This window comes from Nonomuraea sp. NPDC004354 (genome assembly GCF_053602555.1).
Genome location: NZ_JBSGDV010000025.1, coordinates 1 through 26,994 on the forward strand (window position 1 = coordinate 1; position 26,994 = coordinate 26,994).

At 69.1% G+C, this 26,994-nt stretch carries 25 protein-coding genes and 2 pseudogenes; 21 read left to right on the plus strand and 6 right to left on the minus strand.

The annotated features are described in order from the left end of the window. Positions 1 to 429 precede the first annotated feature (429 nt). The 4 genes and pseudogenes from ACWENQ_RS40690 to ACWENQ_RS40705 form a co-directional block, all read right to left on the minus strand. Entirely contained in the window at positions 430 to 1,833 is a 1,404-nt protein-coding gene (locus tag ACWENQ_RS40690) for an alpha/beta fold hydrolase (protein ID WP_452419068.1), read from the minus strand. Positions 1,834 to 2,210: 377 nt separating this feature from the next. Continuing rightward, positions 2,211 to 3,047: pseudogene (locus ACWENQ_RS40695) on the minus strand (HARBI1 family protein). A gap of 234 nt (positions 3,048 to 3,281) precedes the next feature. Beyond that, positions 3,282 to 3,929, minus strand: coding sequence for a hypothetical protein (locus ACWENQ_RS40700; protein ID WP_452419070.1), 648 nt, complete (start codon positions 3,927 to 3,929; stop codon positions 3,282 to 3,284). 106 nt (positions 3,930 to 4,035) lie between these two features. After that, positions 4,036 to 4,236, minus strand: coding sequence for a hypothetical protein (locus tag ACWENQ_RS40705; RefSeq protein ID WP_452419072.1), 201 nt, complete (start codon positions 4,234 to 4,236; stop codon positions 4,036 to 4,038). A gap of 240 nt (positions 4,237 to 4,476) precedes the next feature. On the opposite strand from ACWENQ_RS40705, the gene ACWENQ_RS40710 reads away from it, so the two are divergent. Beyond that, positions 4,477 to 4,647 (plus strand): hypothetical protein, encoded by a 171-nt coding sequence (locus ACWENQ_RS40710; protein WP_452419074.1) that lies wholly within the window; start codon positions 4,477 to 4,479, stop codon positions 4,645 to 4,647. 40 nt (positions 4,648 to 4,687) lie between these two features. Here the strand turns inward: ACWENQ_RS40710 and ACWENQ_RS40715 are convergent. Next, positions 4,688 to 5,533: pseudogene (locus ACWENQ_RS40715) on the minus strand (ABC transporter ATP-binding protein). 196 nt (positions 5,534 to 5,729) lie between these two features. Here ACWENQ_RS40715 and ACWENQ_RS40720 point away from each other — a divergent pair. The 20 genes from ACWENQ_RS40720 to ACWENQ_RS40815 all read left to right on the plus strand — a co-directional run bounded on the left by ACWENQ_RS40720 (position 5,730) and on the right by ACWENQ_RS40815 (position 26,334). Continuing rightward, positions 5,730 to 6,104, plus strand: a complete 375-nt coding sequence (locus tag ACWENQ_RS40720) for a DUF4158 domain-containing protein (protein WP_452419076.1) — start codon at positions 5,730 to 5,732, stop codon at positions 6,102 to 6,104. A gap of 273 nt (positions 6,105 to 6,377) precedes the next feature. Next, positions 6,378 to 7,616: an ATP-grasp domain-containing protein gene (locus tag ACWENQ_RS40725; protein WP_452419078.1), complete on the plus strand. Its 1,239-nt coding sequence runs from the start codon at positions 6,378 to 6,380 to the stop codon at positions 7,614 to 7,616. Continuing rightward, entirely contained in the window at positions 7,617 to 8,069 is a 453-nt protein-coding gene (locus ACWENQ_RS40730) for a RidA family protein (protein WP_452419080.1), read from the plus strand. Then, the gene (locus ACWENQ_RS40735) at positions 8,053 to 8,898 is read left to right on the plus strand and encodes a hypothetical protein (RefSeq protein ID WP_452419082.1); all 846 of its coding nucleotides are present in this window, start codon (positions 8,053 to 8,055) and stop codon (positions 8,896 to 8,898) included. The genes ACWENQ_RS40730 and ACWENQ_RS40735 overlap by 17 nt, the downstream gene beginning before the upstream one ends. Positions 8,899 to 8,903: 5 nt before the next feature. Then, positions 8,904 to 9,224, plus strand: a complete 321-nt coding sequence (locus ACWENQ_RS40740) for an acyl carrier protein (protein ID WP_452419083.1) — start codon at positions 8,904 to 8,906, stop codon at positions 9,222 to 9,224. Further along, entirely contained in the window at positions 9,221 to 12,625 is a 3,405-nt protein-coding gene (locus tag ACWENQ_RS40745) for a thioester reductase domain-containing protein (protein WP_452419085.1), read from the plus strand. Before ACWENQ_RS40740 ends, ACWENQ_RS40745 begins: the two co-directional genes overlap by 4 nt. Beyond that, the gene (locus tag ACWENQ_RS40750) at positions 12,622 to 13,461 is read left to right on the plus strand and encodes a 3-hydroxyacyl-CoA dehydrogenase family protein (RefSeq protein ID WP_452419087.1); all 840 of its coding nucleotides are present in this window, start codon (positions 12,622 to 12,624) and stop codon (positions 13,459 to 13,461) included. Before ACWENQ_RS40745 ends, ACWENQ_RS40750 begins: the two co-directional genes overlap by 4 nt. Beyond that, positions 13,458 to 13,721 carry an acyl carrier protein gene (locus tag ACWENQ_RS40755; protein ID WP_452419089.1) on the plus strand — a complete coding sequence of 88 codons (264 nt, stop codon included), beginning with the start codon at positions 13,458 to 13,460 and terminating at the stop codon, positions 13,719 to 13,721. Before ACWENQ_RS40750 ends, ACWENQ_RS40755 begins: the two co-directional genes overlap by 4 nt. Then, positions 13,714 to 14,838 carry an acyl-CoA dehydrogenase family protein gene (locus ACWENQ_RS40760; protein WP_452419091.1) on the plus strand — a complete coding sequence of 375 codons (1,125 nt, stop codon included), beginning with the start codon at positions 13,714 to 13,716 and terminating at the stop codon, positions 14,836 to 14,838. Before ACWENQ_RS40755 ends, ACWENQ_RS40760 begins: the two co-directional genes overlap by 8 nt. Continuing rightward, positions 14,829 to 15,806: a 3-oxoacyl-[acyl-carrier-protein] synthase III C-terminal domain-containing protein gene (locus tag ACWENQ_RS40765; protein WP_452419092.1), complete on the plus strand. Its 978-nt coding sequence runs from the start codon at positions 14,829 to 14,831 to the stop codon at positions 15,804 to 15,806. The genes ACWENQ_RS40760 and ACWENQ_RS40765 overlap by 10 nt, the downstream gene beginning before the upstream one ends. A 2-nt stretch (positions 15,807 to 15,808) precedes the next feature. Next, positions 15,809 to 16,894: an HAD-IIIC family phosphatase gene (locus ACWENQ_RS40770; RefSeq protein WP_452419094.1), complete on the plus strand. Its 1,086-nt coding sequence runs from the start codon at positions 15,809 to 15,811 to the stop codon at positions 16,892 to 16,894. Then, positions 16,894 to 18,450, plus strand: a complete 1,557-nt coding sequence (locus ACWENQ_RS40775) for an AMP-binding protein (protein WP_452419183.1) — start codon at positions 16,894 to 16,896, stop codon at positions 18,448 to 18,450. Before ACWENQ_RS40770 ends, ACWENQ_RS40775 begins: the two co-directional genes overlap by 1 nt. Further along, positions 18,434 to 19,669, plus strand: coding sequence for an MFS transporter (locus ACWENQ_RS40780; protein WP_452419096.1), 1,236 nt, complete (start codon positions 18,434 to 18,436; stop codon positions 19,667 to 19,669). The genes ACWENQ_RS40775 and ACWENQ_RS40780 overlap by 17 nt, the downstream gene beginning before the upstream one ends. Positions 19,670 to 19,681: 12 nt before the next feature. Next, on the plus strand, positions 19,682 to 20,701 hold the full coding sequence (locus ACWENQ_RS40785; RefSeq protein WP_452419097.1) for a MupA/Atu3671 family FMN-dependent luciferase-like monooxygenase: 1,020 nt from the start codon (positions 19,682 to 19,684) through the stop codon (positions 20,699 to 20,701). A 2-nt stretch (positions 20,702 to 20,703) separates the two neighbouring features. After that, complete coding sequence (locus ACWENQ_RS40790) at positions 20,704 to 21,678, plus strand: 3-oxoacyl-ACP synthase III family protein (protein ID WP_452419099.1); 975 nt, start codon at positions 20,704 to 20,706, stop codon at positions 21,676 to 21,678. Next, positions 21,678 to 22,679, plus strand: a complete 1,002-nt coding sequence (locus ACWENQ_RS40795) for a hypothetical protein (RefSeq protein ID WP_452419101.1) — start codon at positions 21,678 to 21,680, stop codon at positions 22,677 to 22,679. Before ACWENQ_RS40790 ends, ACWENQ_RS40795 begins: the two co-directional genes overlap by 1 nt. A 230-nt stretch (positions 22,680 to 22,909) precedes the next feature. Continuing rightward, positions 22,910 to 23,581 carry a TetR/AcrR family transcriptional regulator gene (locus ACWENQ_RS40800; protein ID WP_452419102.1) on the plus strand — a complete coding sequence of 224 codons (672 nt, stop codon included), beginning with the start codon at positions 22,910 to 22,912 and terminating at the stop codon, positions 23,579 to 23,581. After that, entirely contained in the window at positions 23,578 to 24,657 is a 1,080-nt protein-coding gene (locus ACWENQ_RS40805) for an FAD-dependent monooxygenase (RefSeq protein ID WP_452419104.1), read from the plus strand. The genes ACWENQ_RS40800 and ACWENQ_RS40805 overlap by 4 nt, the downstream gene beginning before the upstream one ends. A gap of 127 nt (positions 24,658 to 24,784) precedes the next feature. Further along, positions 24,785 to 24,991, plus strand: coding sequence for a hypothetical protein (locus tag ACWENQ_RS40810; protein WP_452419105.1), 207 nt, complete (start codon positions 24,785 to 24,787; stop codon positions 24,989 to 24,991). A 383-nt stretch (positions 24,992 to 25,374) separates the two neighbouring features. After that, a complete protein-coding gene (locus ACWENQ_RS40815) occupies positions 25,375 to 26,334 on the plus strand; it encodes a phosphotransferase family protein (protein WP_452419107.1) in 960 nt (319 codons plus the stop codon). A gap of 110 nt (positions 26,335 to 26,444) precedes the next feature. On the opposite strand, the gene ACWENQ_RS40820 is transcribed toward ACWENQ_RS40815, so the two are convergent. Beyond that, on the minus strand, positions 26,445 to 26,960 hold the full coding sequence (locus tag ACWENQ_RS40820; protein WP_452419184.1) for a tyrosine-type recombinase/integrase: 516 nt from the start codon (positions 26,958 to 26,960) through the stop codon (positions 26,445 to 26,447). Positions 26,961 to 26,994: the final 34 nt, after the last annotated feature.

The window sequence follows — 26,994 nt, forward strand, 5'->3', positions numbered from 1 at the left end:
GCACAACGACAAGACCGGCCGGCCCACCGCCCGATCCCTCACCGCCTACGACCATTGACGCTCAGCCGTACGGCTTGGAATCAGTCATCTAGACGGCGGGAACGGCCAGCCGCGCGCCGCGATCAGCCGCGCACTCCCGTCGGCAAGGTGGTAACCCAACCACACGACGGCAGCCCGGCTCGCCCTCACCCGCTCGGTCAGAACTGCGGCCGTTCAGCAGCAGATCGACGGTGTGCTCGACGTGTTCGGCCAAGATCTCCTCGGCCTGGAACCGCCCGGCCGCCCGCCGCCAACACGCTGGGAGTCACGCGTTCGACCACGTCCCGCACATAGCCGTCGGGAACCTGCCCCGCCGCGGTAGCCGTTCTCCGCGAACTCGAGGAGGGCGGTGGCGAGGATCCGCGTCCGCCGCGCGCGGAGCGCCGGTGGTCAGCTCGGGATTGCGCTGCCCTCGCAACCTTTGCCGATCCGGCCCGTCTCGAAGTACCGCACCACGTCGGCGGCGCACCTGGGCACCCGGATGGTCGACACGTGCACGTCGTCGGCGACCGTGTAGACGGTGCCGCCGATGGCGCGCCGCGTCTGCAGCGTCCAGTCGTAGACGGACATGAACTCGTGCAGGTGACCCGCCAGCACCAGTGACCCGCTGCTCCGCTTCAACGTGGCCTGCTGCACCGGCAGCGGCCAGCCGGGACACATGACAGGCAGTCCCCAGGACCGGCCGGTCGCCGGATGGCGCTTCACGAACTGCTCGTAGTCACGCCAGGCGGTGTCGAAACCGGCCCGGCTGCTGTCCTCGTTGCACGCGACGGCCCGGTTCATGGTCATGTTCAGTGTTTCGGGCGCGCCGGGCACGGGCGTCCCCATCATCGGAGCGCCGAGCAGCTCCTTGACGGTGGGCGGGGCGGTGGTGCCCGTCGCCGTCCGCAGTTCGGCCAGCGCCTTGCCCGCGCGCACCCACTCGGTCGAGTTGCGCCTGGCCAGGTCGGCCACGGCCGAGCCGTCGATGGGCCGCTGCAGGTCGGTGTAGATCTTGGGGCTCTTGTCGTACGTACTGACCAACTTCGCCACCTCCTCGCGCACCGTCCGTGCGGTGGCACCGAGACCGTAGGTCCCGTCGCGGCGGGCCAGCCAGGCGGCCATGCGCCCGAAGTTACGCTCGGCCGCCTCCGCGCTGTCCTTGGCGTGCTCGTCAATACGGGTCCACGGCGGCGCCACGCTGTCCAGGAAGGCCCGTCCGGTGTGCCCGGGGAACAGGCTGCGGTACACCATGCCCAGATAGGTGCCCCAGGAGAAGCCGAGCAGGTTGAGTTTGCTCTCACCCAGCGCGGTCCGTACCAGGTCCAGGTCCTTGGCCACGTGCTCGGTGGTGAGCTGTCCGAGGAAGGCGGGGTCAGAGCGTCCGCACTTCTGGTTGGCGGCGACCTGGGCATCGTATATCTTCCTGGCCGCCTCCTTGCTCAGCGTGCCGGGCTCCTGCGGGTCGTTTGGCGAGAAGGTGCAGGCGACCTTGGTGCTGTACCCGACCCCGCGCGGGTCGAAGCCGATGATGTCGTATCGCTCGTTGAGCCCCGCCATCTCCTCGTTCCTGAGCGAGGCCCGCAGGACCGGGTCCAGATATCCGCTGTTGCCCGGCCCGCCCGGCAGGACGGCGATGGCGCCGAGCCGGTGGGCCTCGTCCGTGGCGGCCAGCCGGGTCACCGCGAGGTCGATCTTCCGCCCGGCGGGGTCACGATGGTTCAGCGGGACGCTGACCGTGCCGCACTCCAGGCGCTTCATCAAGGAGCGGAACGCCGCAACCTTGTCCTCCGCCACGCCCAGACTGCGGATCACCTCATCGGAGTAGGCCGGGCAGGATGTCCACCGCACGGAAGACACGCCGGAGCTCGAGCTGGGGTTCGCGATGGCGCGAACGCTCGCGGCGACGGAAGCGGTGGCGCCCACCGCGGAAGGATGCGCCGCTAACCCCGCCAGCGCCAGGGCCAGCGCCGTCAGTGAAGTTCGGTACGTCATGTGGATCAGGAGTAGAGCAGCGGGTGTTTCCTAACCGTAAGGACCCGGGTTGGTGACCGCGGTGGGACGGTTGTCGTCCCTCAGCTTGTTCATCGCTCAGAAATTCCACCGGCACGAGCCGGACCATAGCCAGCCCCGGAGCAGGCCCGAAGGCGTTTCACCGAATCCCAGCGGCGAAGTGGATCACTGACGCGATCTCAGCGAATTGCCGGTAGGTAGTCGTGTTCGAAATGGGTGAGGACAAGTGCGGCGCGGGCGATGTCGCCGATTCTGCTGGGGCTGACCGTGATGTGCTGGAGGGTCCGCCAGCGGCCTTTGAGCAGGGCGAACCCGCGCTCGCCGAGGCAGCGCAGGGCGCGTAGGAGCCGGTTGTAGGTGCGGTTGTCCGGGCTGAGAACCTGGTTTCTGTCGGGTTGCTTGATCGGCGTGTGAATACCGATCCCGGCGCCGTCGTAGCCGCTGTCGGCGAGGGTGGGCAGGCCGGTTGCGGCTGCGGCGTACAGCGCGCCCAGCACCTGTGCGCGGGCGGCGGTGAGGTCGTGGACGGAGCCGGGCTCGACCTCGCCGATCCACAACGGCAGCCCACTGGGTGCCGACAGTGCTTGGAGGTTGCCGGCATGCTGGTGGGCCTTGCCGGAGTACCAGGCGTCGATGGGTTCGCCTTTGACGCTGATGGTCTGCTCGGCGCAGCGATCGATCGGGATCAGGGTGCCGTCCAGGATCACGTACGCCAGTCCCTCGGCGTGGGCGCGGTCAAGGGCTTGATGCAGATCTGGTGCTTGAGCTGCGAGAACGGCGATGCCTTCGTGGATGTAGCGTTAGGCGGTGGCCCGGGAGATGCGATGGTCACGGCCGAGCTTGGGCACGTCGTGCTCGCCGCGGAACCAGCGCACCACCATGACCGCCTGCCGGAAGGGGCTCAGAGCCCGGCTGCCTTGCGGGGTGCCACGCAGTCGGCGTTCTTGGTGCAGGAGTCGCGCGACGTATTGAACGAGTGCGCGGGAGACGTCGAGCGTGGCACGATGAGCAATCACGTGGAGCCTTTCGGCCTTGAGCGTTCTTGTGGTGAGAGCTCTTCTACCGGGGGCTCCACGTCTGTTTCCGGCCTTCGGCGACTCCTCTCGAAAGGCCTGGAACGCCCTCAGCGGCGTCCAAAAATCCCAATCGCCCGAACTATTTCGCTGAGATCACCTCACTGAACTACCGAAGTGGCTCTCGGCGTTCGGCGGCGTCGTTCGCCTGCCCTCGCGGGCAAGCAGGGTTAGCTTCTACGCAAGTATGCGAGCGATATCATTCGCCAGCTCTGCCTTGATCGCCTGCATGGCCTTCAGTTCCAGTTCGGACGACTCGGAAAGTATCGCCTCGTGAACTAGCGAAATATGGCCTGGCCAACGTTTGTTGGAAACTTCCACTGCACGTCTGTCCCACCACGTCAGGTGCTCCCAGCTTTTTTCCCAGGTGAGCACTACTACGAACGAGATGTGGAACATGGGTTTCAAACTCGTGCCTGGCTCTACGAACCCTATGTACTGCGCCCTACCGGTACGATATGCACGCTTTGCCGGTGGAGTAGGCAACAGCAAGCAGCCGTGGAAAACATAATTCCTGTGGTCGTAATCAAGCCCCCAAGGATAGGGTGTCTGTCTGAGGGGATCAAATCTAGATGGCCTCCACTCCGACTTGAGCCCGAAGTCTACGCTCCTTACCTCTTTGAGGGTGGATACACTTCCGGCACCTTTGTGTAGAATACTATTTGCGCCCTCTAGCATGGACCGGACTTCGCCGATAATACGGTCGGCAATAACCTGCATCCTCGCCATGGCGGCGTCGCTCTCCGCTTTCTGTTTGGCGAGCCGGGCGCTTTCGATACTCACGAGTGCCCGCAGTTCATCTTCGCGGTTCCTGTCGGCACACATATTTACATAATATGTGCGCCCACTTAGCCAATATAGCTAAATTGTGCAAAAAGGGTGCAGCGGTTTACCCGGGCGACCGGCACCAGTGCTCGGCTGTCTCCGATTGTCAGGCGCCGGGCGTCTGCCGGTAGAGCGGGATGCCGTGCTTGAGCAGCCATGCCCTGAGGGCGGTCTCCACCATGTCCTGCGGGCCGGTGGCGGTGCTCAGGCACGCGACGGTGAGCCGGTCGTCCGTTTGGCGGGTGATGCGCGGGCCGATGGGCACGTCGTCGACGTCTTCTTGCGACCGGCGGGTGCGTCTTTTCACGCTGCGTTCCCGCTTGGGGCGGCTGCCATCTGGGTTGAGGGGAAGTTGTGCATCGCGGGGGATGCCGAGGAAGTCGAGGTAGTCGACGAGGGCGGCTTCGACGATGCAGGAGACGCCGAGGCCGGTCTCCTCGTTGGCGTGGCTGAGGCGTTCGTTGGTGTGCTAGCTGATGCGGACGGCGAGGGTGGGTTTGTCCTGGCGGCTTTTGGTGCGCACGCGAGATGCCGCTTGCTGTTCCGCTTGCTTGACCTGCACGAGTTCCGCCACTCCTCCCTCACGCACCTGGGTGAGGCAGGGGCGAGCCTGCTGATGCTCATGGCCAAGTCCCGGCACAAGAAGCGGCCTCGCGCAAGATCCCAGGCCAGGGCGAGCGAGTCGTCTCCGCGCTCCCGGCGGCCTGTCATGCTCTGAACCTGCCGGGCATCGCGCGGCACCTGCTTGGTGGCTCGCTTCAGCATGCCGCCACCTCCAGGCTCGCCATCCGGGCCGCGATCGCCTCAGCGCCAGGGCCCGCGGGTGAGCTCGCCCACCACCCGCCGTCGGCCAGGAACAGCACCCGGTGCGCGAACGCGGCCGCGACCGGATCATGCGTCACCATGATCACCGTCTGACCCTGGTGATCCATGAGCCCACGCAGCAGCTTCAGCACCGACCGGGAGCTCGTGGTGTCCAGAGCGCCGGTCGGCTCGTCGGCGAAGATCACCGCAGGTTTGGAGACGAGCGCCCTGGCGATCGCCACGCGCTGCTGCTGGCCGCCGGACAGCTCCCCGGGCCGGTGCCGGGCCCGCTCGGCCAGCCCGACCTCGGCCAGCGCCGCACGCACCTGCGCCGCATCGGGCCGGCGCCCCGCCAGGCGTAGCGGAGGGCGACGTTCTGCTCCGCGGTCAGGGCGGAGACCAGGTTGAAGGACTGAAAGACGAACCCGACCCGCTCGCGGCGCAGCAGCGTCAGCTCGTTCTGCGTCAGCGGGCCGAGGTCGGTGCCGTCAATGACGACTTTGCCGTCGCTGGCCGATCCAGCCCGGCGGCGCAGTGCAGCAATGTGGACTTGCCCGAACCGGACGGGCCCATCACCGCGGTGAAGGTGCCTGGCGCGAACCCGTACTCACGTCGTCCAACGCTGCCACCGCCTGGTCTCCGGAGCCGTACACCCTGCTCACGCGCAGGTCACAGCGCAACTCCTGGACCGCTTCGACGTCCGACACCCCGTACAGGGCCTGCAGGACCAGCGCCGCGGCCAGCACCTGCGGTGGCATACTCGGCCGCCCGTTGGACGAGGGATACATGTCGGCGAACATCGCTGCCGGAAACAGTTCCTGGCGATGCTCAGCCAAGAACGCGAACACACTCCCTGACGGGATCAGCTCCCGGCAGGTCTGCCACACGTCTGGACCGACCAGTTCTCCAGCCCATTCACCCTGCACACAAGTGAGTCTGGCCTCGCATCATCTGAGGCGAGGCCACAACGCAAGATCTTCAGTGGTCTTCTAGGCCATGCTGTTCGAATTCATCTCCGACGAGCAGGTTGCTCGCTCCGGCCGCTTCCCCGAGGAGCCGTCGGTGGCCGAGCTCGAACAGTTCATCCGCCTGGAATCTGCGGCCCTGGACACCGGGGCCGACAAGCGCTCGCCCGCCACGCGGCTGGGCTGGGCGCCGCAGTGGGGCACGGTGCGCATGCTCGGGGTGTTCCTGACCGAGGCGCTACCCAGGGCCGTTGGGCCGAGAATCACGCAACGCCGCCATAGGCGCGCACCACTGATCGATCACAATATCGTGATCCATTACCAGGGGCAGCTCGATGCGGCGCGAAGGGTCCGCACGATAATCGACCTACACCCTTATGTCAAGACACGAGTTTTCGTGTCATGACGCTGCCCTCGTCATCTGGCTTACTTAGTACATGACTCGCTGGAACAAGTGAGCGGCCTTGGAATGCACGAATCACATGGAGCGATCTCCCGTGATCAACATCAAACGTACTCTTGTCCCTACCGCAATCGCCGCCAAGGGGATTTTCGCTGCGGTTGTTAAGTCGGAGGCGGCGGCGCGCTTTTCCTGCCCGCTTCACCGGAGGGCGGCACAGGTTTCGGCGCCGCGTTCGCGCACAGTGTCCTGCGATCGGGTAGGTCAATGCCGGTAGTTGTGGTCTACGACCAGGGCGCCGTCGGCCCGGCCGGAATTTTGCGGGTGGCCGAGGTGCGGCCCGTTGTCATCGTCCTGGCGCCGTCCGATCACGCGCAGCGAATGCGTCCGCTGTTCAATGAATCATGTGCCGCGGTCTATGGCCTGAATGACATGGGCCTCGTTCAGTCGCTCCTTCGCCACGATGTCACAGGAGTCGTCACGTTCAGCGAACCCATGCTGCGTTCGACGTCCGAACTCGCGACGGCGCTCAGCCTGCCATCTCATGACGCGACGGTGGTGGAGCGACTGACCCGCAAGGATATGCAGCGACGCGCACTGCGCGCGGCCGGTGTGGACGCCACCGCGACAGTGACGATCAGGTCTGTCCACGAGTGGGAAGCGGCCGTGCGGCGGGTTGGGTTGCCCGCCGTCGCCAAGCCGATCATGGGTGTGAGCAGCCGGAACACTGTCCTGATCGAGGACCTGGAGGCCGGCTGCGCGCTGCTGCCCAGGCTGCTCCGTGACGAGGGCGGCCTTGTGGTCGAGGAGTACCTGAGGGGCGCCGCCGTCCCGGAGCCCTTCGGGGATTATGTCTCGGTCGAGACAGTGGTGCACCGCGGCGCGTGCTGCCATTTCGCGGTGACGGGGAAGCTACGGCTCGCGCCGCCGTTCCGTGAATGCGGCCAGTTCTGGCCCGCCAGGCTCGATCCAGCCGCTCGGGAGAGCGTCCTGAAGCTGGCCGACAATGCCGTCAAGGCGTTGGACGTCAGGTCGGGAATCCTGCACACCGAAATGAAGCTGACCTCTGATGGGCCGCGCATTATCGAGGTTAACGGCCGAGTCGGAGGTTGGATTCCGGAACTCGCCCGAGAAGCGGCTCGGATCGATCTCGCGGACATTGCGATTGGAATCGCCAGGAACGAACGGATAGAGATGTCGCCGCTTGACTTGGATCGGGTCTTCTTTCAATTCACGACGCCCGCGCCAGTCGAATTCGGGATCGTAACCGCGATTACCGGCATGCTCAATGACGTTCCGGGCGTGACCCGTTACACCCCTCTGGTGCGGCCAGGCGCCGTGGTCGGCGGGGTGCATACGTACGACCTTGACCTGGTGGCGGGAGAGGCGCCGGATCATGAGTCTCTTGCGGAGATAGTCGAGTCCCTCATGGACCGAATTTCCTACCAATTCCAGGTTGCCGGACGGCGGATCGATCGCACTGCGCGCGATCTCGTCTATACCGATGGAGGCAAGTAATTGCGCAAGTCCTTCGACAACCCCTCCGGCGTGCCGCAGCCACCGGCGGGGCGCTACTCTCACATCGCCCGCTTGGAGATCGGTGACAGTGTCATCCTGCTGCTGTCGGGCCAGGTGGCCGTCGACGACGACCTCAACGTCGTCGCCCCTGGGGACATGCACGGCCAGTCCGCGTACATCTTCGACGTCATCGGCAAGATCCTCGACGCGCACGGCGCCACCTTCGGCGACATCGTCAACATCCGGACCTACCTGACCGACATGGATCGGCTCGCCGAGTACGGCGAGATCCGTCGCACATTCATGGCCGGCGACCAGCCGCCGACCAGCACCACGGTCGAGGTCTCACGCCTCTTCCTGCCTGAGGCGGTCATCGAGGTTGAGGTCGCGGCCGTCGTGCCGCGCCCGGCCCTGGGCGAAGGGGCGGGGGGTAACGGTGCACACCGCGGATGAGGGATTCCGCGCAGTCGTCGAGGCCCTGCGGGTCCCCGTGATGGGGACCGAGGCGGTCGCTCCGCTGCTTGCCGCGCTGCTCAAGGTGGTGCGCCCGCAGCGGGTGCTGGAGGTCGGCATGGGCTACACCACCCCGTTCCTGGCCAGGGCGCTCGCCGAGATCGCCGACGAGATCCGGGCCGAGTCGTCGGCGCTGGCTGCGAAGTCCAGGCCGTACCTCGATGGCGGCGCGCCGCTGGATGACGCGTGGCTGGAGGCCGACCCTGCGCTCTTGGCTCCCGGGTTCTACACCGAGTCGTACCGGCCGAGGCTCGTCGCCGTCGACGACCTGTCGGTTCCCGAGTCGTCCTCGGCAAAGGTCTGGGACGTCTTGTGCGATCTGGGGCTTGACCCTCTGGTGACGGTCGTCAACGCGGACCTGCGCGACTGCGTGGGGCATTTCCCCGCGGATTTCCGGCCCATCGACTTCGCCTGGGTCGACGCCTGGGAGTGCCTCTACTTCGTCGACAACTTCTGGGATCTGATCAACCCGGACGGCGGGCTGATCGTCATGCACTACCTGATGACCTACCCAGAGGGCGAGGCGTTCCTGAGCTACCTAGCGCACCGGCAGCCCGGGGAGTTCGAGCTGGTGAACCTGCTGGAGCCCCAGAAGCTCACCCAGAACAGTGTCACCATCCTGCGCCGGACCAGCGGCGTCGTGCCGCGCCGCTACGCCGAGCTGGGCGGCGGAATGATCTTCGATGAGTCGCTGCGGGCGCAGGCCGCCGCCCACGCCGCGACGGTATCCGAGCCGCAGCAACTGAGAAGAAGGAGCGAATTCTCATGACTGTCATGCATGACGATCTTGTGTTGCGGGTCCGTGAGGCCTGGGCCGACGTCCTGCGCAGCGATTCCGCCGAGAGTGTGCCGGTGGACGCCAACTTCCTTGAGGTGGGCGGCAACTCGCTCCTGCTTGTCATGCTGTGGGAGCAGCTACAGCCGCTGGCCGCGCATCCGCTCCGCCTGTCCGAGCTGTTCCAGCACGGAACGGTCCTGTCCCAGGCCGGCCTGCTGAGCCGTACGGCTGAGCAGGCGAGCGCCCACCCGGCGGAGCAGCGGCGATCTTTGCTGGGGCAGCGGCGGGCCGCCGCTCAGCCCGAGGGAACGGCATGAGCGAGACCGCGATCGCCGTCGTCGGCGTCGGCTGCCGCTTCCCGGACGCATGGACGCCCGAGACGTTCTGGTCCAACATCGACCATGGCGTGATCTCGCTCCGCCCGCTGCCGGAGGACGTGCTCCGCGCTTCCGGCGTCGCTGACACGACGCTCCACGGGGACGACTACGTTCGCATCGGCACCCGGCTGCCCGGCGTGGCCGAGTTCGCCGCCGACTTCTTCGGCTACACGCCGCGCGAGGCCGGGCTGATCGACCCACAGCACCGCGTCTTCCTGGAGGTCTGCTGGGAGGCACTGGAACGGGCCGGGCACATCGCCAGCACGGACACCGCGACGGTCGGTGTATTCGCGGGCAGCGGCAGCGGACCCTACTCCGCCGCGCTCTTCGTGGCGAAGGCCCGCGCCGAAGGGGTCGCCGCGGCGGTCGCCGACCTCGACCTGACCCTGGGCGGTGAAGTCGACTTCATGCCCTCCCGTACCGCCTATAAGCTCGGCCTGCGCGGGCCCGCACTGAGCGTCCAGTCGGGCTGCTCGTCGTCGCTGTACGCGCTGCACTACGCGGCGCTCAGCCTGCTGGCGGGCGAATGCGACATCGCTCTCGCTGGAGGCGCCGCCGTACAGGAGCCCTTGCTCGGTTACCGGCACATACCTGGCCACGCGCTCTCCACTGACGGGCAGTGCCGCTCCTTCGACCACCGGGCCGGCGGCACCAACCACGGCTCCGGCGTGGGCGTCGTCGTGCTCCGGCGACTGGCCGACGCGCTCGGTGATGGAGATCAGGTACTCGCCGTACTGCACGGCACCGCCGTCGGCAACGACGGCACCGACAAGATCGGGTACGTGGCACCGAGCCCCGCCGGCATCTCCCGGGTCGTGCGCACGGCGCTGCGGGTCGCCGGGGTCCGGGGGGACCGTCTGCGCTACGTTGAGGCCCACGGCACGGCCACCCCGCTCGGTGACCAAGTCGAGCTGGCGGCGCTGACGGAGGCGCTCCGGGAGACCGGCTCCGGCACCGGATACTGCCGTCTGGGCTCCGTCATGTCGAACATCGGGCACACCGGTCCGACCGCGGGCATCGCGGGATTCATCAAGGCCGTGCACATCGCCCGTACCGGAGCGCTGCCGCCGCACCCGTCGTTCGAACGGCCGCGCGATCCGGGCATGCTAATCGAGAGCCCGTTCACGATCTCGGCGGAGCCCGGCCTTAGCGCAGACGAGTGTTTCGTACTGATCAACTCGGTTGGCATGGGCGGCGCCAACGCGGCGGCCGTGTTGGGCCCGCCACCCGCGCCCACCCGGCCGGCCGCCGTACGCGAGGGGAGGCAGGTCCGGCTGCTGTTGTCAGCGCGGAACCGCACCGAGCTCGACAGGCTCTCCGGCAGCCTCGCCGACGCCCTGGAACGGGGTGACCTACCGGTGGCGGATGTGGCCCACACGCTCCGAGTCGGCCGGCGGAGCTTCCAGGAGCGCCGCGTGGTGACCGCCGAGCCGGGCCGCTTGGCCGCCGCGCTACGGTTGCCCCGCCCGCCCCTGGCCAGGACCGCCCGGGTGGATGGCGAACGGAAGGCCGTGCTCGTCATGCCGACCGACCTTGCCGTCCCGGAGGACATGCGGGCGCTGCTACGGGCTGCTCTGCCCGGCGCCGAGGTGTTCCCCGACGCCAGGCCGGTAGGCGAGGGTCGTTACATCGTCAATATCGGCGGGCCGGAGTTGGATGACTCACAGCTGCGGGACGCTGACCTTCACGAGCAGGTGAACGCGGCGCTCGCTGAAGCGTGGCTGCACGGAGTGAGGGTCGACTGGACGGCGCTCTGGCCGGACTCCGGCCGCCGGGTCGCCCTCCCGACCTACCCGTTCACCCGCCAGCGCTACTGGGCGCTCGACCGCCTCTCCCTCGCCGCTGAGGACAGCCCCACCGAGAAGGCAGTATCGGCGCCGGCGGGGCAGACCGAGGAGCCGACCGGGGACACCGTCGAGGTGGCGCTGCTCGCCATGTGGCGCGACCTGTTCGGGACCTCCGCGATCGGCCCGGACGACCAGTTCGGCGCGCTGGGCGGCACATCACTGCTGGCCGTACAGCTGGCCATGCAGATCAGCGACCGATTCGGTTGCACGGTCAACGTGCACCGCGCCGGCGGAAGCCAGGTCACCGTCCGCCGCCTGGCCGAGCTGATCCGAGCCGGCACCGGTACGCCGGACGCCGTCGACGACGCCCTCGACGTCGGCGACGACGCGCTCATCGACGCGGATCTGAGACTCCCCTTGGGTACGCCCGCCCGCGTGCGCTCGCGGGGGAAGGACGTGCTGCTGACCGGTGCGACCGGGTTCCTCGGCGCCTTCCTGCTTGCCGAGCTGCTGGAGCGGACCACGGGCCGGGTCTACTGCCCCGTCCGGGCCGAAGACGAGGCATCCGGCCTGGAACGGCTACGGGCGGCGGCCCGAAAGTTCTACCTGCCCGAGCCCGACCCGGAGCGGGTCTGCGCCGTCCCTGGCGACCTGCGGGACCTACCCAAGATGACGGCGGAGTTCCGCGACGGCGAGCTGGGCCGCAGGGTCGGTCATATCGTGCACTGCGCCGCGAAGGTGGTCTTCACCGAGTCCTACCGCACGCTCCGCGAGGAGAACGTCCGGCCCATGGCCAGGCTGCTGACCTGGGCCAGGGAACACGGCATCCGCGACTTCTCCTACGTGTCCTCGATCGCGGCGGCCGGGCCCGCGATGGGCGCCGGCAACCGCTACCTGGAGACCAGGGAGCAGGCGCTCGACCCGCAGGCGGGCAGCTACGGTGTGAGCAAATGGGTCTGTGAGCGGCTGCTCGCCCGGGCCGAGGAGGACGGCCTGCGGGTCCGCGTGTTCCGGCCCGGTCTGATCATGGCGTCCAGCCGGACCGGGGCCGGGAACGACAAGGACCTGATTTACTTCGCGCTGATCAGCGGCCTGGCGGTGGGCGCGCACCCCGAGGACGACCGGACGCTGATCATGGCGCCCGTCGACCTGGTGGCGCGGGCCATCGCCGAGCTGGCGCTCATCCCCGGCTCGGTGGGCCGCGCCTACCACCTGGTCGCAGAGCGGGGGATCAGCCTACGTGGCCTCTTCGGGCTGCTCAGCGCGGCAGGCCTGCCCACCGATCCGGTGCCGTTGCCGCAGTGGCAGGAACGGGTCCGCACGCTCGCCCTCGCCAAGGGCAACCCGATCCTGTCCGCGGCCGCCCTATTGGAGCTCGAAGGACACGACGACTCGCATGCCGTACAGGCCGCCGGCTGGCAACCATGGTTGCGCCGTACCGCGTTGGACCCGCAGCTGACGGGCGAGACGCTGCGCCGGGGCGTCGAGTTCCTGGCCGGTCGTGACGACCTGGCCCGGGATCTGATCGGTCACCTGATGGGGGAGGGGCGATGATCACCGTTCTGGGTGCCGGGGTGATGGGCACCGGCATCGCCGCGCTGGCCGCCGGCTGCGGCTTCCCGGTCGTCCTGGTCGACGTCGACGAGGAGGTACTCGCCGCCGCCCGGGCAGGCGTCGCCCAGCAGGTACGGCTCGGCAGGCTCATGGGGTCGCTGCCGAACGACACCCCGGCAGGGGAGCTGGAGACCACCACGGGGCTGGACCGGGTCGCGGGCGCGACCGCCCTGGTCGAGGCGGTTCCCGAACACCTCGACATGAAGGCCAGGGCACTGGCCGCGGCGACCGGCCGGGTCCCCCCGGGGACGCTGATCGTTTCCAACACTTCGGCTATTCCCATCGACGAGTTGGCCGGGTACGTCGCCCGCCCCGAGGACCTCGTCGGCATCCATTTCATGAACCCGCCCTACCTGATCCGCACGGTCGAGCTGATCCGCGGCCCGCGCACGGGCGACGCGGCGATCCACGCGGCGGAGCGGCTCCTCGCCGACCTGGGCCAGACCCCGGTGCTGGTTGGCGACGGCCCCGGGTTCGTGATCAACCGCATCCTGCAGCGGGCGATCAACGAGGCTGGCCGGATCGTCCAGGACGGCGTCGCCACCCCCGCTGCCGTCGACGCCGCGTTCACCGGCTGTCTCGGTCACCGGACCGGCCCGCTGGCCACCGCCGACCTGATCGGCCTGGACAACGTCGCCGACTCGCTGCGGGTGCTCTGGGAGCGTACAGGCGACGACGGTTACCGCCCCTGCGAGCTGCTGCTGGAGAAGGTGAAGGCCGGCGAGTTCGGCCGCAAGTCCGGTCGAGGGTTCTTCGACTACGAGGGAGCACGATGAACACGTCAGCCTTCGCCGAGGCGATCCGCGCCGATCTCGCGGAGGTCATCCGGAGGCAGACCAGGGCGGAGGTCTCGGCCGACCTCGACCTGTTCGAGTCCGGCCTGGTCTCCTCGCTGTTCGCGCTGGAGCTCGTAGTGCACGTGGAGAGCACGTTCGGGGTCACTGTGGAAGGCCCGGATCTCACGCTCGGCAACTTCCGCACCATCGACGCCATCGCCGCCCTCGTCCTACGGCTCAGCGGAGGCGGCGATGGCTGATCGTTTCGCGATCGCCGCGGAGGCGGTCACCGACGCCGTGGGAGACCGCGCCGACGCGTGGGACCGGGCCGGGCGCATGCCGGCGGACGTGGTGCGGCGGCTTGCATCGAGCGGCGTGCTCTGCCCCGACGTCCCAGCCGAGTTCGGCGGGCTTGACCTGGCCGGTGTCGAGGTGGGGGCCCTGACCGCGCACACCGGCAGCCTCTGCTCCTCGCTGCGAAGCCTGATGACCTCGCAGGGCATGGCGGCCTGGGCCGTACGCCGGTTCGGCGACCGGCTGCAGCAGGAGGCCTGGCTGCCGCAGCTGACCTCGGGGATGACGGCGGCGGTCGCGTTCAGTGAGCCGCAGGCCGGCAGCGACCTGGCCGCCATGTCGACGAAGATCACCCGGGAGGGCGACCAGGTCACTGTCTCCGGGACGAAGGTCTGGGTCACCGGCGCCGCCTACGCCGGGCTCATCGTCGTGTTCGGCCGGTACGGCGAAGGCCGCCTCGCTGAGGGCGGTGCGGCGCTTCTCGTCCCGACGGACGCGCCGGGTGTCACGGTCAGCCCGGTCACCGACCTGCTCGGCTGCCGGGCCGCCGGGCACGCCAGGGTCGAGCTGGACGGCGTGACGCTCCCCGCCGGGCATCTGCTCGGCGGGGCGGGCCTGCCGCTCGACTGGCTTGTCACCGCGATCCTCACGCACGGGCGGCTCTCGGTCGCCTGGGGCTGCGTCGGCATCCTGCGGGCCTGCGTGGCCGCCGCCGTACGGTATGCGAGCTCCCGGGAGCAGTTCGGACAGCCGCTCGCCGAGCATCAGCTGGTGGCGCGGCGCCTGGCCGAGCTGCACGTCGCGGAGCAGGCGGCGACGCGGATGTGCGAACACGCGAGCCGCGCCTGGGCGGACGGATCGCGTGGGCACGCCGGCGCGGCGGTCGCGGCCAAGCACTTCGCGGCCACCCAAGCGGCCGCGGGAGCCGCCAGCGCCGTCCAGGTCCTCGCGTCCGCGGCCGCCCGCGACGGACACGTCGTGGCACGCGCCTACCGGGACGCCAAGCTGATGGAGATCATCGAGGGCAGCAGTGAGATCAGCCAGCTCCTGCTGGCCCGGCACGCCCGGGAGAGATGGACATGAGCCCGGATATCGGCATCGGCGCGATCCGCTGCGTGCTGCCGCCGCAGCGGCGGGAGGTCGCAGCGCTGCCTGAGGTGGAGCTGCTCGGCCACGAGGAGGCCGCCTTCGCCCGGGAGTGCGGCATTCGGACGATCAGTGTCTTCCCGAAGGGCTCGTCGAACGCCGCGCCGGCTGCCCAGGCCTGCCGCGAGCTGCTCGACCGAGTCCCGGGCGAGCCTGATGTGCTGCTGATGGTCGGGCCGCGAGCCCCTGACGTGCTGCTCGGCTCCGACGTGTGCCAGGTGCAGGCGGAGATCGAGCTGCCGTCGGCGTTCGCGTTCACCGTGGACGGCCTGGGCTGCGCCGGGTCAAGCGCGGCCTGGGGGCTCGCCCGCGACCTCCTGCTGGCGGACCCGCGCCGGGACAGCGTGCTGATCACGCACGCCAGCCTCCCGGTCGGGGTGGACCGGGTTCGATACCCGGTCACGGTCATCGGCGACGGCGCCTACGCGATGACGATCGTCCGCGGCGGGCGGCCGGTACTGCGGGCGCACCGGATGGAGACCAACGGCGGCTTTCACGATCTGTTCCGGGTCGACTACCGCACCGCGCCCTGGTACGAGTGGCGCGAAGTCTGCGCCTCGCCCGACCGGTACCGGTTCGAGCTCGCTCTGCACAGCCGGGAGCGGCTCGGGCGCATGGTTGGCGAAGTCCTCGCCGAGGCCGGCATCGGCAAGGAGCAGGTCGCTGCCACGCTGATGCAGAACGTCACCGCGTCGGCCTACCGGTTCTACGAGACCCTGCTTGGTCTCCCCGTCCACCCGGTGTGCGGCGCCCATCTGGCCGGCCTCGGACACCTGGGCGCGATGGACGTGGTCCTCAATCTGGACCGCCTGCTCACGGGTGGTGACGTGAAATCCGGTGACCACGTGCTGGTCCTCAACAACAGCCCGGTCGCTGCCTGGGCCGCGACCCTCTGGGAGGTCTGACCATGATCCCTACGACGATCAAATGTCTGGTCTGGGACCTGGACGACACCCTCTGGCAGGGCGTACTGCTCGAAGACCGGGAGGTACGGCTCGGCGACGACATCCGGCGGGTCATCGCCGCGCTGGACGAGCGGGGCATCCTGCAGTCGGTGGCCAGCCGCAACGATCACGACTACGCGTGGGAGCGGCTGGAGAAGCTCGGTGTCGCCAAGTACTTCGTGCTGCCGCAGATCGGCTGGGGCGCGAAGTCCGCCTCGGTCGCGGCGATCGCCGACCGGCTCCAGTTCGCCCACCGCGCCATCGCCTTCATCGACGACCAGCCCGCCGAGCGCGCGGAAGTCGCCCACCATCTGCCCGAGGTCCGCTGCTACCCAGCCGAGCAGGCCGCCCGCCTGCTCGACCTGCCTGAGTTCTCCCCCGCCACCGTGACCGAGGACTCCAGGAACCGACGCGTGATGTATCAGGCAGGGTTCGCCCGCGACACCGCGCGCGCCGGGTTCGCGGGGCCGGAGGAGGAGTTTCTGCGCGGTCTCGGCATGGAGATGCGGGTCGTCAGGGCGAACGAGACCGACCTGCGCCGGGTCGAGGAGCTCACCCTGCGCACCAGCCAGATGAACGCGACTGGCGTGCACTACCCGGACGCGGCGCTACGGGCGCTGCTGACCGACCCCGGGCACGAGGTGCTGGTGGTCTCGATGAGCGACCGGTTCGGCCCGCACGGCGCGATCGGTGTCGTGCTGCTCGCACGGCACGCGGATGTGTGGTATCTCAAGCTGCTCGCGACCTCGTGCCGGGTGGTCGCCTTCGGCGCGGGCGCGGTGCTGCTGCGCTGGCTCTCCGGACAGACCGCCGCGGCCGGGGCGCACCTGGTGGCGGATCTCCGGCGCACCGCGCGCAACCGCATGATGGAGGTCGCCTACCGGTTCGCCGGGTTCACCGAGACATGCTGCCCGTGCGCGGCGGTGCTTCCCCCGGCGGAGGGTGGCGTGGACCGCCTCCACCTGGTCCCGGAGCGCCAGGCGCCACCCACCACGATGCGGGTCCACGCCGTCGACCTGGCCGCCTCGGGCAGCAGGGAGGCGTCGTGATGCCCACGCTGTACGACTGGTTCGCGCGATCCGCCCAGCGATTCCCGGATACGCCGGCGCTCCAGGTCGCCGGCGAGGTGCTGAGCTACCGGGAGCTTCACCGCCGCGCCGAGGCGCTCGCCGCGATCGTCCTTGCGGCCCACGGCGTCCCACCCGCCCGCGTGGCGCTCCTGGCCGACCGCAGCGTGACGGCGTTCACCGGATACCTGGCCGCGCTCCGGCTCGGGGCCGCGGTCGTGCCGCTCAATCCTGGCCACCCCGTCTACCGCAACGAGCTGATCTGCCGTGCCGTCCGCTGCGACGTGCTGCTCGCCGACGAGTACGGCACGGCGCAGCTGGCGAGCACGGGACATCCCGGCGTTGACGCCCCGACGGTGTTGCGGCTCCGCGACGCCGACGTGGCCTGCCCGCGCCCGGGCATGTTGCCCGAGATGCTGCCCGAGCCCACGGCCGGTGACGTTGCCTACATCCTGTTCACCTCCGGCTCGACCGGCACACCCAAGGGCGTGCCGATCACCCACGGCAACGCCGCGCCGTACGTCGCCCGGAACATCGCCCGGTTCGGCATCGGCCCGGGGTGCCGAGCCTCCCACACCTTCGACCTGACCTTCGACCCGTCGATCTTCGACCTCTTCGTCACCTGGGGCGGCGGCGGAACACTGATCTCGCCGAGCCGTACGGAGCTGCTCAGCCCGGTGGACTACCTGAGCGACAACGCCATCACGCACTGGTTCTCTGTGCCGTCGATCGTGTCGGTCAGCGAGAACCTCGGCAGCCTGCGAGCGGGCCGGCCGTTGGCGCTGCGGCAGAGCGTCTTCATCGGAGAGCAGCTCACCTATCGGCAGGCCGCCGCCTGGCGCGCCGTCGCGCCGAACGCGCGCATCGACAACGTGTACGGCCCGACGGAGCTGACCGTGGCGTGCACGGAGTACCGCCTGCCCGCCGACCCGCGCGCGTGGCCGGAGACGTCCAACGACACGGTGCCGATCGGGCCGGTCTACGAGAACCTCGACCATGTGATCGCCGGCGAGAGCGGACGGCCCGCCGCCGAGGGAGAGCTGTGCGTTCGGGGCGTGCAGCGCTTCGCCGGCTACCTCAACCCGGAGGACAACAGAGGCCGGTTCCTGGTCTGGGCGGACGACGGGCTCGTGCCGTACGACGGGGTGGTACCGGGACCGGAGGCGTTCTACCGGACGGGAGACCGGGTGCGGTGGGAGGGAGGCCAGCTCGTCCACCTTGGCAGACTCGATCACCAGCTGAAGATCTGGGGCTACCGGGTGGAGTTGGGCGAGATCGAGGCCGTCATGGCGCGCCACCCCCGTGTGACCCAAGCCGTGGTCGTCGCCGTGGGGGAGGCCCCGGAGCTGGTCGGCTTCTACACGGGCACACCCGTGCCGGAGCGGGAATTCGTCGGGTGGCTGCGGGCCTACCTGCCGCTGCACATGGTGCCGCGGAGACTGCACCACCGCAGCGCGCTGCCGCTCAATCCCAACGGCAAGATCGACCGGCCCGCCTTGCTCGCGGCTCAGGGGAACGCACATGTCGTTTCTCCGTGACATCATCCCGCCTGCCGGCATCATCCGACTGCTGGCGCTCAGCAACCTGGCCAAGACCACGGCCCACGGCATCGTCATGACCATCAGCGTGCTCTACTTCACCCGGGTGATCGGCATCGCGCCCGAACGGGTGGGGCTCGCGCTCACGATCGGGGCCGCCGTCGGGATGTGGGCGGGCGTCCCGGCCGGGCGGCTCGCCGACGTCAGGGGAGCGCGCCAGGTGACCATCGTGCTGCTCGTCCTCCTAGGCGTCGCAGCCTGCGGATACGCGCTGGTCACCGGGTTCCCCGGGCTGCTCGGCGCGACCGTCGTGGTGCTCGGGGCCGAGTCCGCGGCGCATGCGGCGCGCGGCGCGCTGCTGGGCGGTCTGTTGCCGTCCGGGGAGCGGTCGCGCGCGCTGGCGCACATGCGCTCCACCGCCAACATCGGCGTCGCCCTCGGCGCCCTCGCGGGCGGGCTCGGTCTGCTGCTCGACACGCACGCCGCCTACCTCACCCTGATCCTCGTGGCCGGTGCGCTGTTCGCCGCGTCCGGGCTGGCCTTCCTGAGGGTCCCGGCGGTGCCCGCCGTGCCATCGACAGGGGACGGGCCGCGCTGGACGGTGCTGCGCGACCTGCCGTACGCGGCGGTAGCGCTGGTCAACAGCGTCCTGGTACTGAGCGACGCCGTACTCATCGTCGCCATGCCGGTCTGGATCAGCACACACACCACGGCCCCACCTGCCTTCTTCACGGTGCTGCTGCTGGTCAACACCGTGACCGTGATCCTTTTCCAGGTCCGGGTCAGCCGGGGCAGCGAGGACGTCGCCGGGGGAGCGCGCGCCTGGCGCCGGGCCGGACTGGCCCTCGCCGCTTGCTGCGCGATCTCCGCCATCTCAGCCGGGCAACCGCTCTGGGCGGCCTGTGGAATTCTTCTGGCCGGGACGCTCGTCCACGTGCTCGGCGAGATGTTGCACAGCGCCGGCGCCTGGTCGCTCAGCTACGGCCTCGCCCCCGACGGCGCCCAGGGCCAGTACCAGGGTTTGTTCGAGACGTCGACCCAGCTCGGCACCGTGCTCGCGCCGCTGGCCATCACCACGGTGCTCGCGGCCCTCGGCGGCGCGGGCTGGATCATCTGGGGCGCCGTCTTCCTGGCGGCGGCCATCGTCGCGCAGCCGCTCACCCGCTGGGCGGAGCGCACCCGAAAGCCGGTCGGCCCCGCCGTACCGGCCGATTCCTAAGTGAGGTCAACAGTGGACTTCAGCGTGTTCTACTTCGCCGACGACAGCGCCGCCGGCCGGGACAGCCGCTACCGGCTGCTGCTGGAGGGCGCCCGGTTCGCCGACGCGAACGGATTCACCGCCGTCTGGACCCCTGAGCGGCACTTCCACCCGTTCGGCGGCCTCTACCCCAACCCCGCCGTGACCGGCGCGGCGATCGCGGCCATCACGGAGCGGGTGCAGATCCGCGCCGGCAGCGTCGTCGCGCCGCTGCACCACCCGATCCGCATCGCCGAGGAATGGTCGGTGGTCGACAACCTCTCCGGCGGCCGGGCCGGCGTCTCGTTCGCCTCCGGCTGGCATGCCGGCGACTTCGCGCTCCGGCCGGAGAACTACCCCGACCGCAGGCGGCTGCTCGGGGAGTATGTGGAGACCGTCCGGGCACTCTGGCGTGGCGACTCCGTGCCGGCGACTAACGGCGTCGGGCAGACCCAGCAGGTGCGGATCTATCCGCCGCCGGTCCAGGGGGAGCTTCCGATCTGGGTCACCAGCGCGGGCGGGGCTGAGACCTTCCGCCTGGCCGGACGGCTCGGCGCCGGGGTCCTCACCCACCTGCTCGACCAGGACCTCGACGGCCTCGCCGAGAAGATCGCCGAATATCGGGTGGCGCTGCCGACCGGGACGCAGGGCCACGTGGCCCTGATGATTCACACCTATCTGGACGAGGACGAGGAGACCGCACGGGAGCTGGTCCGCGCGCCCCTCACCGGATACATGCGCAGCTCACTCGAGCTGTTCCTGGGGGCACACCTGGACGGGCGGGCACTCACGCAGCTGCCGGAGGAGGACATCGAGTTCCTCGTCGGCCGGGCCTTCGACGACTACTTCGGCTTCGGCCTGCTCGGCACCGTGACCAAGGCCAAGGACACGGTCGAGCGGTTCCGCGCCATCGGGGTTGACGAGGTGGCCTGCCTCATTGACTTCGGCGTCCCAGCCGACGCCGTGCTCTCCGGCCTGGCCAGGCTGAACCAGGTGCGGCAGGGGGTGGGATGACCATGGCCGGACTCATCGACTTCGAGGTCGTGTTCCCCCCAGGCCGGATCACCGTCGAGCAGATTCACCAGACGTCCGGTGTCTCTGTGCCGGAGATCCTGGGGATCACCCACTGCCGGGAGTTCCCCGCGCTGGGCCCCGGCGAACAGGCGTGGGAACTGGCCGTTGACGCCGCCATCACCGTCCTGGACCGCACCGGCACCGACCCCGACGACATCACCAGGGTGATCTACGCGGGCGCAGGCTTCTGGGACGCACCCGCCTGGTCGCCCGCCGCCAAGGTCGCCGACGAGCTGGGAATCACGCAGGCGCACTGCTTCGAGGTCGCCAACTTTTGCAACGCGCTCACTCTCGGCATCCGGCTCGCCATCGAAGGGCTGGCGCCCGGATCGATGGAAAAGGCGCTGGTGATTGCCGCAGAGCAGTTCGCCCGGGCCGTGGACCGCCGCGACCCCGATGCCAAAGCTCTGTTCAACTTCGGTGACGCCGGCGCCGCCGTACTCGTTGGCGCCGACAGCTTGTTCGCCTACCTGGACGGGACGGCCAGAACCGATCCAGTCTGGTGTGACTACTTCGTCGGCGATTATCACGAGACCGGCGTCCACATGCGGCGGCGAGGCCGCCGCAAAGGCCTCGGCGAGGCGTACGTCGAGAACCTGGTGGCGCTCACCGAGCAGACCCTGGGCAAGATCGGCCGGAAGCTGCCCGACGTACGCTTCCTGCTCTTCAACCAGAACGACAAGAACATCCAGGACCGGGTCCTGGCCGCGCTCGGCCTCTCGGTCGAACGTAGCGTCTATCAGCATGCCCAGCTCGGCCACATGGGTTGCGCGGACACCCTGATCGCTCTGCGCAGGCTTCAGGACGAGCGGGTGCTCGTGGACGGGGACCTGGTGCTGCTCGCCGGCAGCGGCGCCGGGTTCAGCTGGTCGGTCACCGCGCTCGAATACCACGCTCTCGAACAGGGGGGCCGGTGATGGCACTCACGGTGCGGCTGACCGAGAGCCTCGACGGCGTCGGGGAAGATGAAGTCTTCGACCTCGACCCCCACCTAGGCGCGCTTGGCTGCCACGGTCGGCTGACGCAGCACTCGGTCGATCCCCGCTGGGAGCCACGCTACGTCGTCGTTCGCGACGGCGCCCGGCTCCGCGCCGCCGTACCGGTCTTCCTGGGGCACGGCACCCAGTGGTCGGACCAGATCCACTCGCCCCGGGACTGGGGTCTTCCGGTGGCGCCGGACCCGGATCGGAGTGCCCTGGTGGGCGGGCGGCTGGAGATCCGGGGCAGCCTGCGCTGCGCCGGTGATCCGGACGTGGTGGCCGCGGTCGCCGACGTGCTGGTGCCCGAGCTGCGCGGCCGGGACGTCTTCCTCGGCTTCCTCGGCGAGCGGCAGCAGCGACTCGCCGAGGCCATCTTCGGGCCGGTCCGGTGGCTGGCCGAGTTCGAGGACTTCGCCTACCCGGAGCAGGTCGTCCTCGGTTCGCTCGACTCGCTGACCCGACCCGTGCGGCAGACGATCCGGCAGGGTGAGCGCCAGATCGACGCCCACGCAATCAAGGCGGAGACCGTGCGCTGGCGCGAGTACCGCGGTGCCGGGCCGGACCTGATCGCCGCGCACAACCGGCGCATGGGCATGGTGGATCACTCGGAACTCGTCCGTTACCGGATGGATCAGTGGGAAGCTCTGCCGGACGTGACGGTGCTGGTCGCGCACGCGGTCACCAGTGACGGGGTCGAGGGCGCGGTCACCCTGCTGGCCTACCGGGACGAGCTGGAGGTCTACGAGATCGGCCTTCCGGACGGCGAGAGCCCCGCACGCCGGGCGCTCTACGCCTGCCTGACCTTCCACCAGCCCCGGCGGCTCGCACAGGCCCACGGACTGACAACGATCCGGGCGGGCCTTGGCTCCGCCCGGCCGAAACGCCTCCGCGGCGCCGAGGCCACGATCCGCCGCTGCGGCGTCGCATGGACACCATGAGGTCAGAGGTGACACTCCTGATCGAGCGGCTGTTGCCCGCCGGCCGCCGGCGAACTTGTTCTAGGTAGGCGCGGGCGGCGGCCTGGTCGAAAGAGGCGCGTAGTGGTGTCCAGCGTTCGACGTCGCCGCGACCTAACCCGCAGTCGGGGAATTCTTGCGCCTTGCGCGAGCAAGCCTTCAGCGCCTAAGTTTGCAACTAACTAATTACTTTCATTTTCAGGAGGAACACCATGGCGAGACCCAGGCGACCTCACGACTCGGCCGCGACCCGGCAGGCCATCCTGGCGGCGGCCGCGCAGGAGTTCGCCGAGCACGGTTTCGACGGAGCCCGCATCGACCTGATCGCCGAGGCATCCGACTGCAACAAGGCCCTGATCTTCCGGTACTTCGGCGACAAGCTCGGCCTGTACACCGAGGTGCTGCAGCGCATGGACCAGGACGTCGCCGAGCTCAGCAGCCAGGTAATGCCGCCTCCCGGCGAGCTCGAGGCATCTGCGGCGGATCGCGAGCGGCTGTCGATGTTGCTGCGGTCGGTGCTGGGCACGTTGGTCGATCACATGCTGGCCCGTCCCCAGATGGCGCGGATGCTGTGCTGGGAGCAGGCCGAAGGCTGGCAGACCTACGCCAAGATCGCAGGCCGCTTCGACACCGACGACCTGGCCCGGTTGACCGCCGTGCTGGCAGCCGCACGCCAGGCGGGCACCGTCCGGCCGGACCTCGAGGCCGGCCTGGTCGCCGTCCTGGCCCTGCAAATGTGCTGGTCGGCGCCCTCGGCCCTGGCCCTGCACCAACAGCTGACCGGTGCCGAGCCCGCCCTTGACCGGACGCGCGATCAGGTGGTCGCCTTCCTGCTCGCCGCGATCATGCACGATCCCCACTACGAGAGGCAGACAACCCCGTGAACAATCGCGACATCCTCATCTGCGGCGCCGGCGTCGCCGGCCCGACCTTGGCCTACTGGCTGTCCGCCTACGGCTTTCGCCCCACCCTGGTCGAACGCGCGCCCGCTTTGCGCACCGGCGGCTACCTGCTGGACTTCTCCGGCGCCGGATACGACGTCGCCAAGCGCATGGATCTGCTGCCCGCGCTGTCCCGGCACGCCGTGCGCGTCGATGAGACGCAGCTGATCGGCCAGGACGGCCAGGTCAAGCAGCGCATCGACATGCGCCGTACGCTCGGTGCCTCCAGCGACCGGTACATGACCATCGCCCGCAGCGACCTGGCCAAGGTGATCTACGAGGCGCTGGATGACCGCGTGGAGACCCTTTTCGACGACCGGGTCCTTGCCCTGCGGCAGGACCACGACGGCGTCGAGGTCGACTTCGCGCGCTCGCCCAGCCGACGCTTCGACCTGGTGATCGGTTGCGATGGGCTGCATTCGCACACCCGGCGGCTGGTGTTCGGCGATGAGCAGCCGTTCATCCGCTACCTCGGCTATTGCGTGGCCGCGTTCATCGTGCCGGACTACCCCGACAGCAGCAACGGCGTTTACCTCGGCTACCTCGAGCCTGGCCGGCAGATCTGGTGCTACGGCCTGGACGACGGCCGGACCGCCTTCTCAATGATCTTCGCCGCCTCACTCGCCCCGCGCTTCCAATCCCGCGACAAAGCGGCTGCGCGACCAGCTGGACCAGATCCACCGGCAGGCCGCCGAACAGACCACCGCCGCGGCGGTCGCGCTCGCCCGCGCCGAGGCCGAACGCGACGCCGCCCGACGCGAGGCAGGGGCCGCCCGCGCCGAACTCGCGGCCATCCGACAGGAGCTGGCCCGGAGGCCAGTCGAGAGTTCGGGGGACGACGCCTAACGCAGGACCATTCTGCGAGAGGCGTTTGCGAGAGGCAGAGAGAACTAAGCTGCGAGAGAAATCGGACACGCGGCGGACACGGGGGTCAGAGAGATTTGGAACGGAATCCGGCGTTAACGGGGTTCCCGCTGGTCAGCGAGCCCTTGTCGTTACGGTTCTCCGCACGTGGTTAACGCCGGATTCCGTTCCATCGCACAGAAGGCTGGCGCCGATAATGATCACGGCGTGGGAGGCAGTTCAGGGTCTCGATGTGGTGAGGGTGCAGCGGGCGGCTGGTGGGGGTCTGGGCCGATCTGAGGCATGGCGCGTGGTGATGGTGGCGGCAGGGGCGAGCCCGAGTGGCGGCCGATGATCGACGTGGACATGATGACCGCGGTCGTCCTGGAGCAGCTGGGTGCCAACCGTGATCAGTTGCGGACTCTGGAGCCGGCGCGGCGCGCTCGGCATCTGCTGGACGACCACACCGTCGGGCGGATCAAGCAGGGTGTTCGGGGAGCAGCGCGATGACCTGTGGCTGTGGGTCGAGACCGGCGAGCGCTGGCATGCCCAGGACCTGACCAGGGTTACGACTGGTGGGAGTCGTTGATCAAGTGGTCTGTATTCGAGCCACTCGCGTTGAGGACGTTCACTGTGAGTGGTCGTTCGGGGTGTAGCGGTTCCAGGTGTCCCTGCGTCAGCAGCGATTCGGGTGGTGGTCTTGTTGTGGAAGCCGATGGCCCTGGCAATGACGGGTGTGGGGCCTGGAGGCCACGTACAGCTTCGATCTGACCGGGGCGCCACCCACCCCGGCATTGTCGGGAATGCGCGCCGGGCGCGGGGCTTGAGTAGCGCGGCCATCGCCGCCAAAAAGGTCCTGGCGGGTACCGCCGTCGGGATGATGAGGTGGCACGGTGATCAACTACGATGAGGCGGCGGTCCGACCGTTGACACTGGCCTGGGTGAGCCGGCACCTGGAGGTCGGCGAACGGATCGTCAGAACCGAGGTGCTGCACGGCGGCATCACGGCCGAGATGCGGAAGCTGAGCATCGGCACGCAGGAAGGAGACACCCGTGACCTGGTGCTGCGGAGCTTCGTCGACCCGTTCTACGTGAGGGGCGCCGAGGACGGGCTGAACGGGGAGGCCGGCGCTCTGTCCCTGCTCGCCGGGACCGGCGTGCCGGCTCCTGAGCTGGTCGCGGTTGATCCGACCGCCGCGCATTGCGAGTATCCATCGCTCCTGATGACACATCTGGCAGGCCGGACGGTCCTCGACGATGAGGGATTGGAGACGCGCCTCCCACTGCTGGCCCGTCAACTCGTGGCCATCCATGCGCTGCGGCCCGCCGAGCGGCCCCGGAAGTATGTGACGCTGACGACCGCCGACACCGTCGTGACTCCGAAGGGCGCCGACGCGGCGGCCTGGGCCGCGGCGATCGACGTGATCCGCAAGCCCGCGCCGCCCTATGAAGGGCGGTGCCTGCACCGGGACTTCCAACCCGGCAACGTGTTGTTCGACGTGCCGCCCTCAACGCCGGCAGGCGCCCGGATCACCGGCGTCGTCGACTGGGCGGCGGCCTGTTGGGGCCCGGCGGACCTCGATGTGGCGCACTGCTCCACCAACCTCGCGCTGCTGCACGGACCGGCGTGGGGTCTGCGGTTCGCTGAGGCGTACGAGGAGGCCGGCGGGGTGCTGGCCGCGGCCGCGAGCGAGCGGCTGTACTGGCAGGTGCGGGACGCGCTGGCCTGCTCAGAAGAAGTAACGTTCGTGTCGCAGCCATGGCGTGAGGCAGGCAGGACAGAGCTGACGACGCGAGCCGTGGAGGAGCGGCTGGATGCCTATGTCACCGCCCTGATGGACGCGCTGGGCTGAGCCCAGGAGAGGTCCGGGTGCCGGCGTCAGACTGGTACTGGGAACAGCCGTTGGCGCCCCGCGCCGAGATTGATCTTGGTTGTGTGTAGTGACGTGTGGAGCAGTGCAGGTCAGCGGCGGTCGCGGCGTCGGCGGGCGGCTCGGATCTCGGTGTCTGCGACGTCGTCGGCGAGGAGGGTGTACAGCTGGGTGGTTTCGGTGGAGGCGTGGCCGAGCCGCCGGCGGACGACCTCGATGGAGACGTCGGCGTTGATGAGTTCGGTGGCGTGGGCGTGCCGTAGCTGGTGGATCTCGATGTCGACTCCGGCCGCCTCGCAGTAGCCCTGCCACCGGTGGTGGGCGGCGTCGTAGGACAGCGGTCCGCCGGTCCCGTTGATGCTGGCGCGGAAGACGGGGCAGAACCGGTAGCCGGCGCGACTCAGGTTGAGCTTGAGGAGGGCGACGTAGCCGTGGTCGTCCAGCAGGACGGTGCGGACGGTGCCGCCCTTGCCGTGGATGCGGACGTGCTCGTCGTCTTGGTCACCATTGTCACGCAGAGCTACTTTGCCTCTGATGGCGCCGACCCGAGTGGGGAGCCTCCATCGGTGCGGAGCTCGGTCGTTAGGGGCGAGTTTCCAGCCCTGGATGACTACGGCTCTGTCTCAAGCTGCGGGAACTGGT

Bases quoted from the DNA above. Each gene is read 5' to 3' on its own strand.
- ACWENQ_RS40700 (WP_452419070.1), bottom strand. From the start codon at position 3,929: ATGTGTGCCGACAGGAACCGCGAAGATGAACTGCGGGCACTCGTGAGT.
- ACWENQ_RS40720 (WP_452419076.1), top strand. From the start codon at position 5,730: ATGCTGTTCGAATTCATCTCCGACGAGCAGGTTGCTCGCTCCGGCCGC.
- ACWENQ_RS40740 (WP_452419083.1), top strand. From the start codon at position 8,904: ATGCATGACGATCTTGTGTTGCGGGTCCGTGAGGCCTGGGCCGACGTC.
- ACWENQ_RS40745 (WP_452419085.1), top strand. From the start codon at position 9,221: ATGAGCGAGACCGCGATCGCCGTCGTCGGCGTCGGCTGCCGCTTCCCG.
- ACWENQ_RS40750 (WP_452419087.1), top strand. From the start codon at position 12,622: ATGATCACCGTTCTGGGTGCCGGGGTGATGGGCACCGGCATCGCCGCG.
- ACWENQ_RS40755 (WP_452419089.1), top strand. From the start codon at position 13,458: ATGAACACGTCAGCCTTCGCCGAGGCGATCCGCGCCGATCTCGCGGAG.
- ACWENQ_RS40760 (WP_452419091.1), top strand. From the start codon at position 13,714: ATGGCTGATCGTTTCGCGATCGCCGCGGAGGCGGTCACCGACGCCGTG.
- ACWENQ_RS40765 (WP_452419092.1), top strand. From the start codon at position 14,829: ATGGACATGAGCCCGGATATCGGCATCGGCGCGATCCGCTGCGTGCTG.
- ACWENQ_RS40770 (WP_452419094.1), top strand. From the start codon at position 15,809: ATGATCCCTACGACGATCAAATGTCTGGTCTGGGACCTGGACGACACC.
- ACWENQ_RS40775 (WP_452419183.1), top strand. From the start codon at position 16,894: ATGCCCACGCTGTACGACTGGTTCGCGCGATCCGCCCAGCGATTCCCG.
- ACWENQ_RS40780 (WP_452419096.1), top strand. From the start codon at position 18,434: ATGTCGTTTCTCCGTGACATCATCCCGCCTGCCGGCATCATCCGACTG.
- ACWENQ_RS40790 (WP_452419099.1), top strand. From the start codon at position 20,704: ATGGCCGGACTCATCGACTTCGAGGTCGTGTTCCCCCCAGGCCGGATC.
- ACWENQ_RS40795 (WP_452419101.1), top strand. From the start codon at position 21,678: ATGGCACTCACGGTGCGGCTGACCGAGAGCCTCGACGGCGTCGGGGAA.
- ACWENQ_RS40800 (WP_452419102.1), top strand. From the start codon at position 22,910: ATGGCGAGACCCAGGCGACCTCACGACTCGGCCGCGACCCGGCAGGCC.
- ACWENQ_RS40810 (WP_452419105.1), top strand. From the start codon at position 24,785: ATGGCGCGTGGTGATGGTGGCGGCAGGGGCGAGCCCGAGTGGCGGCCG.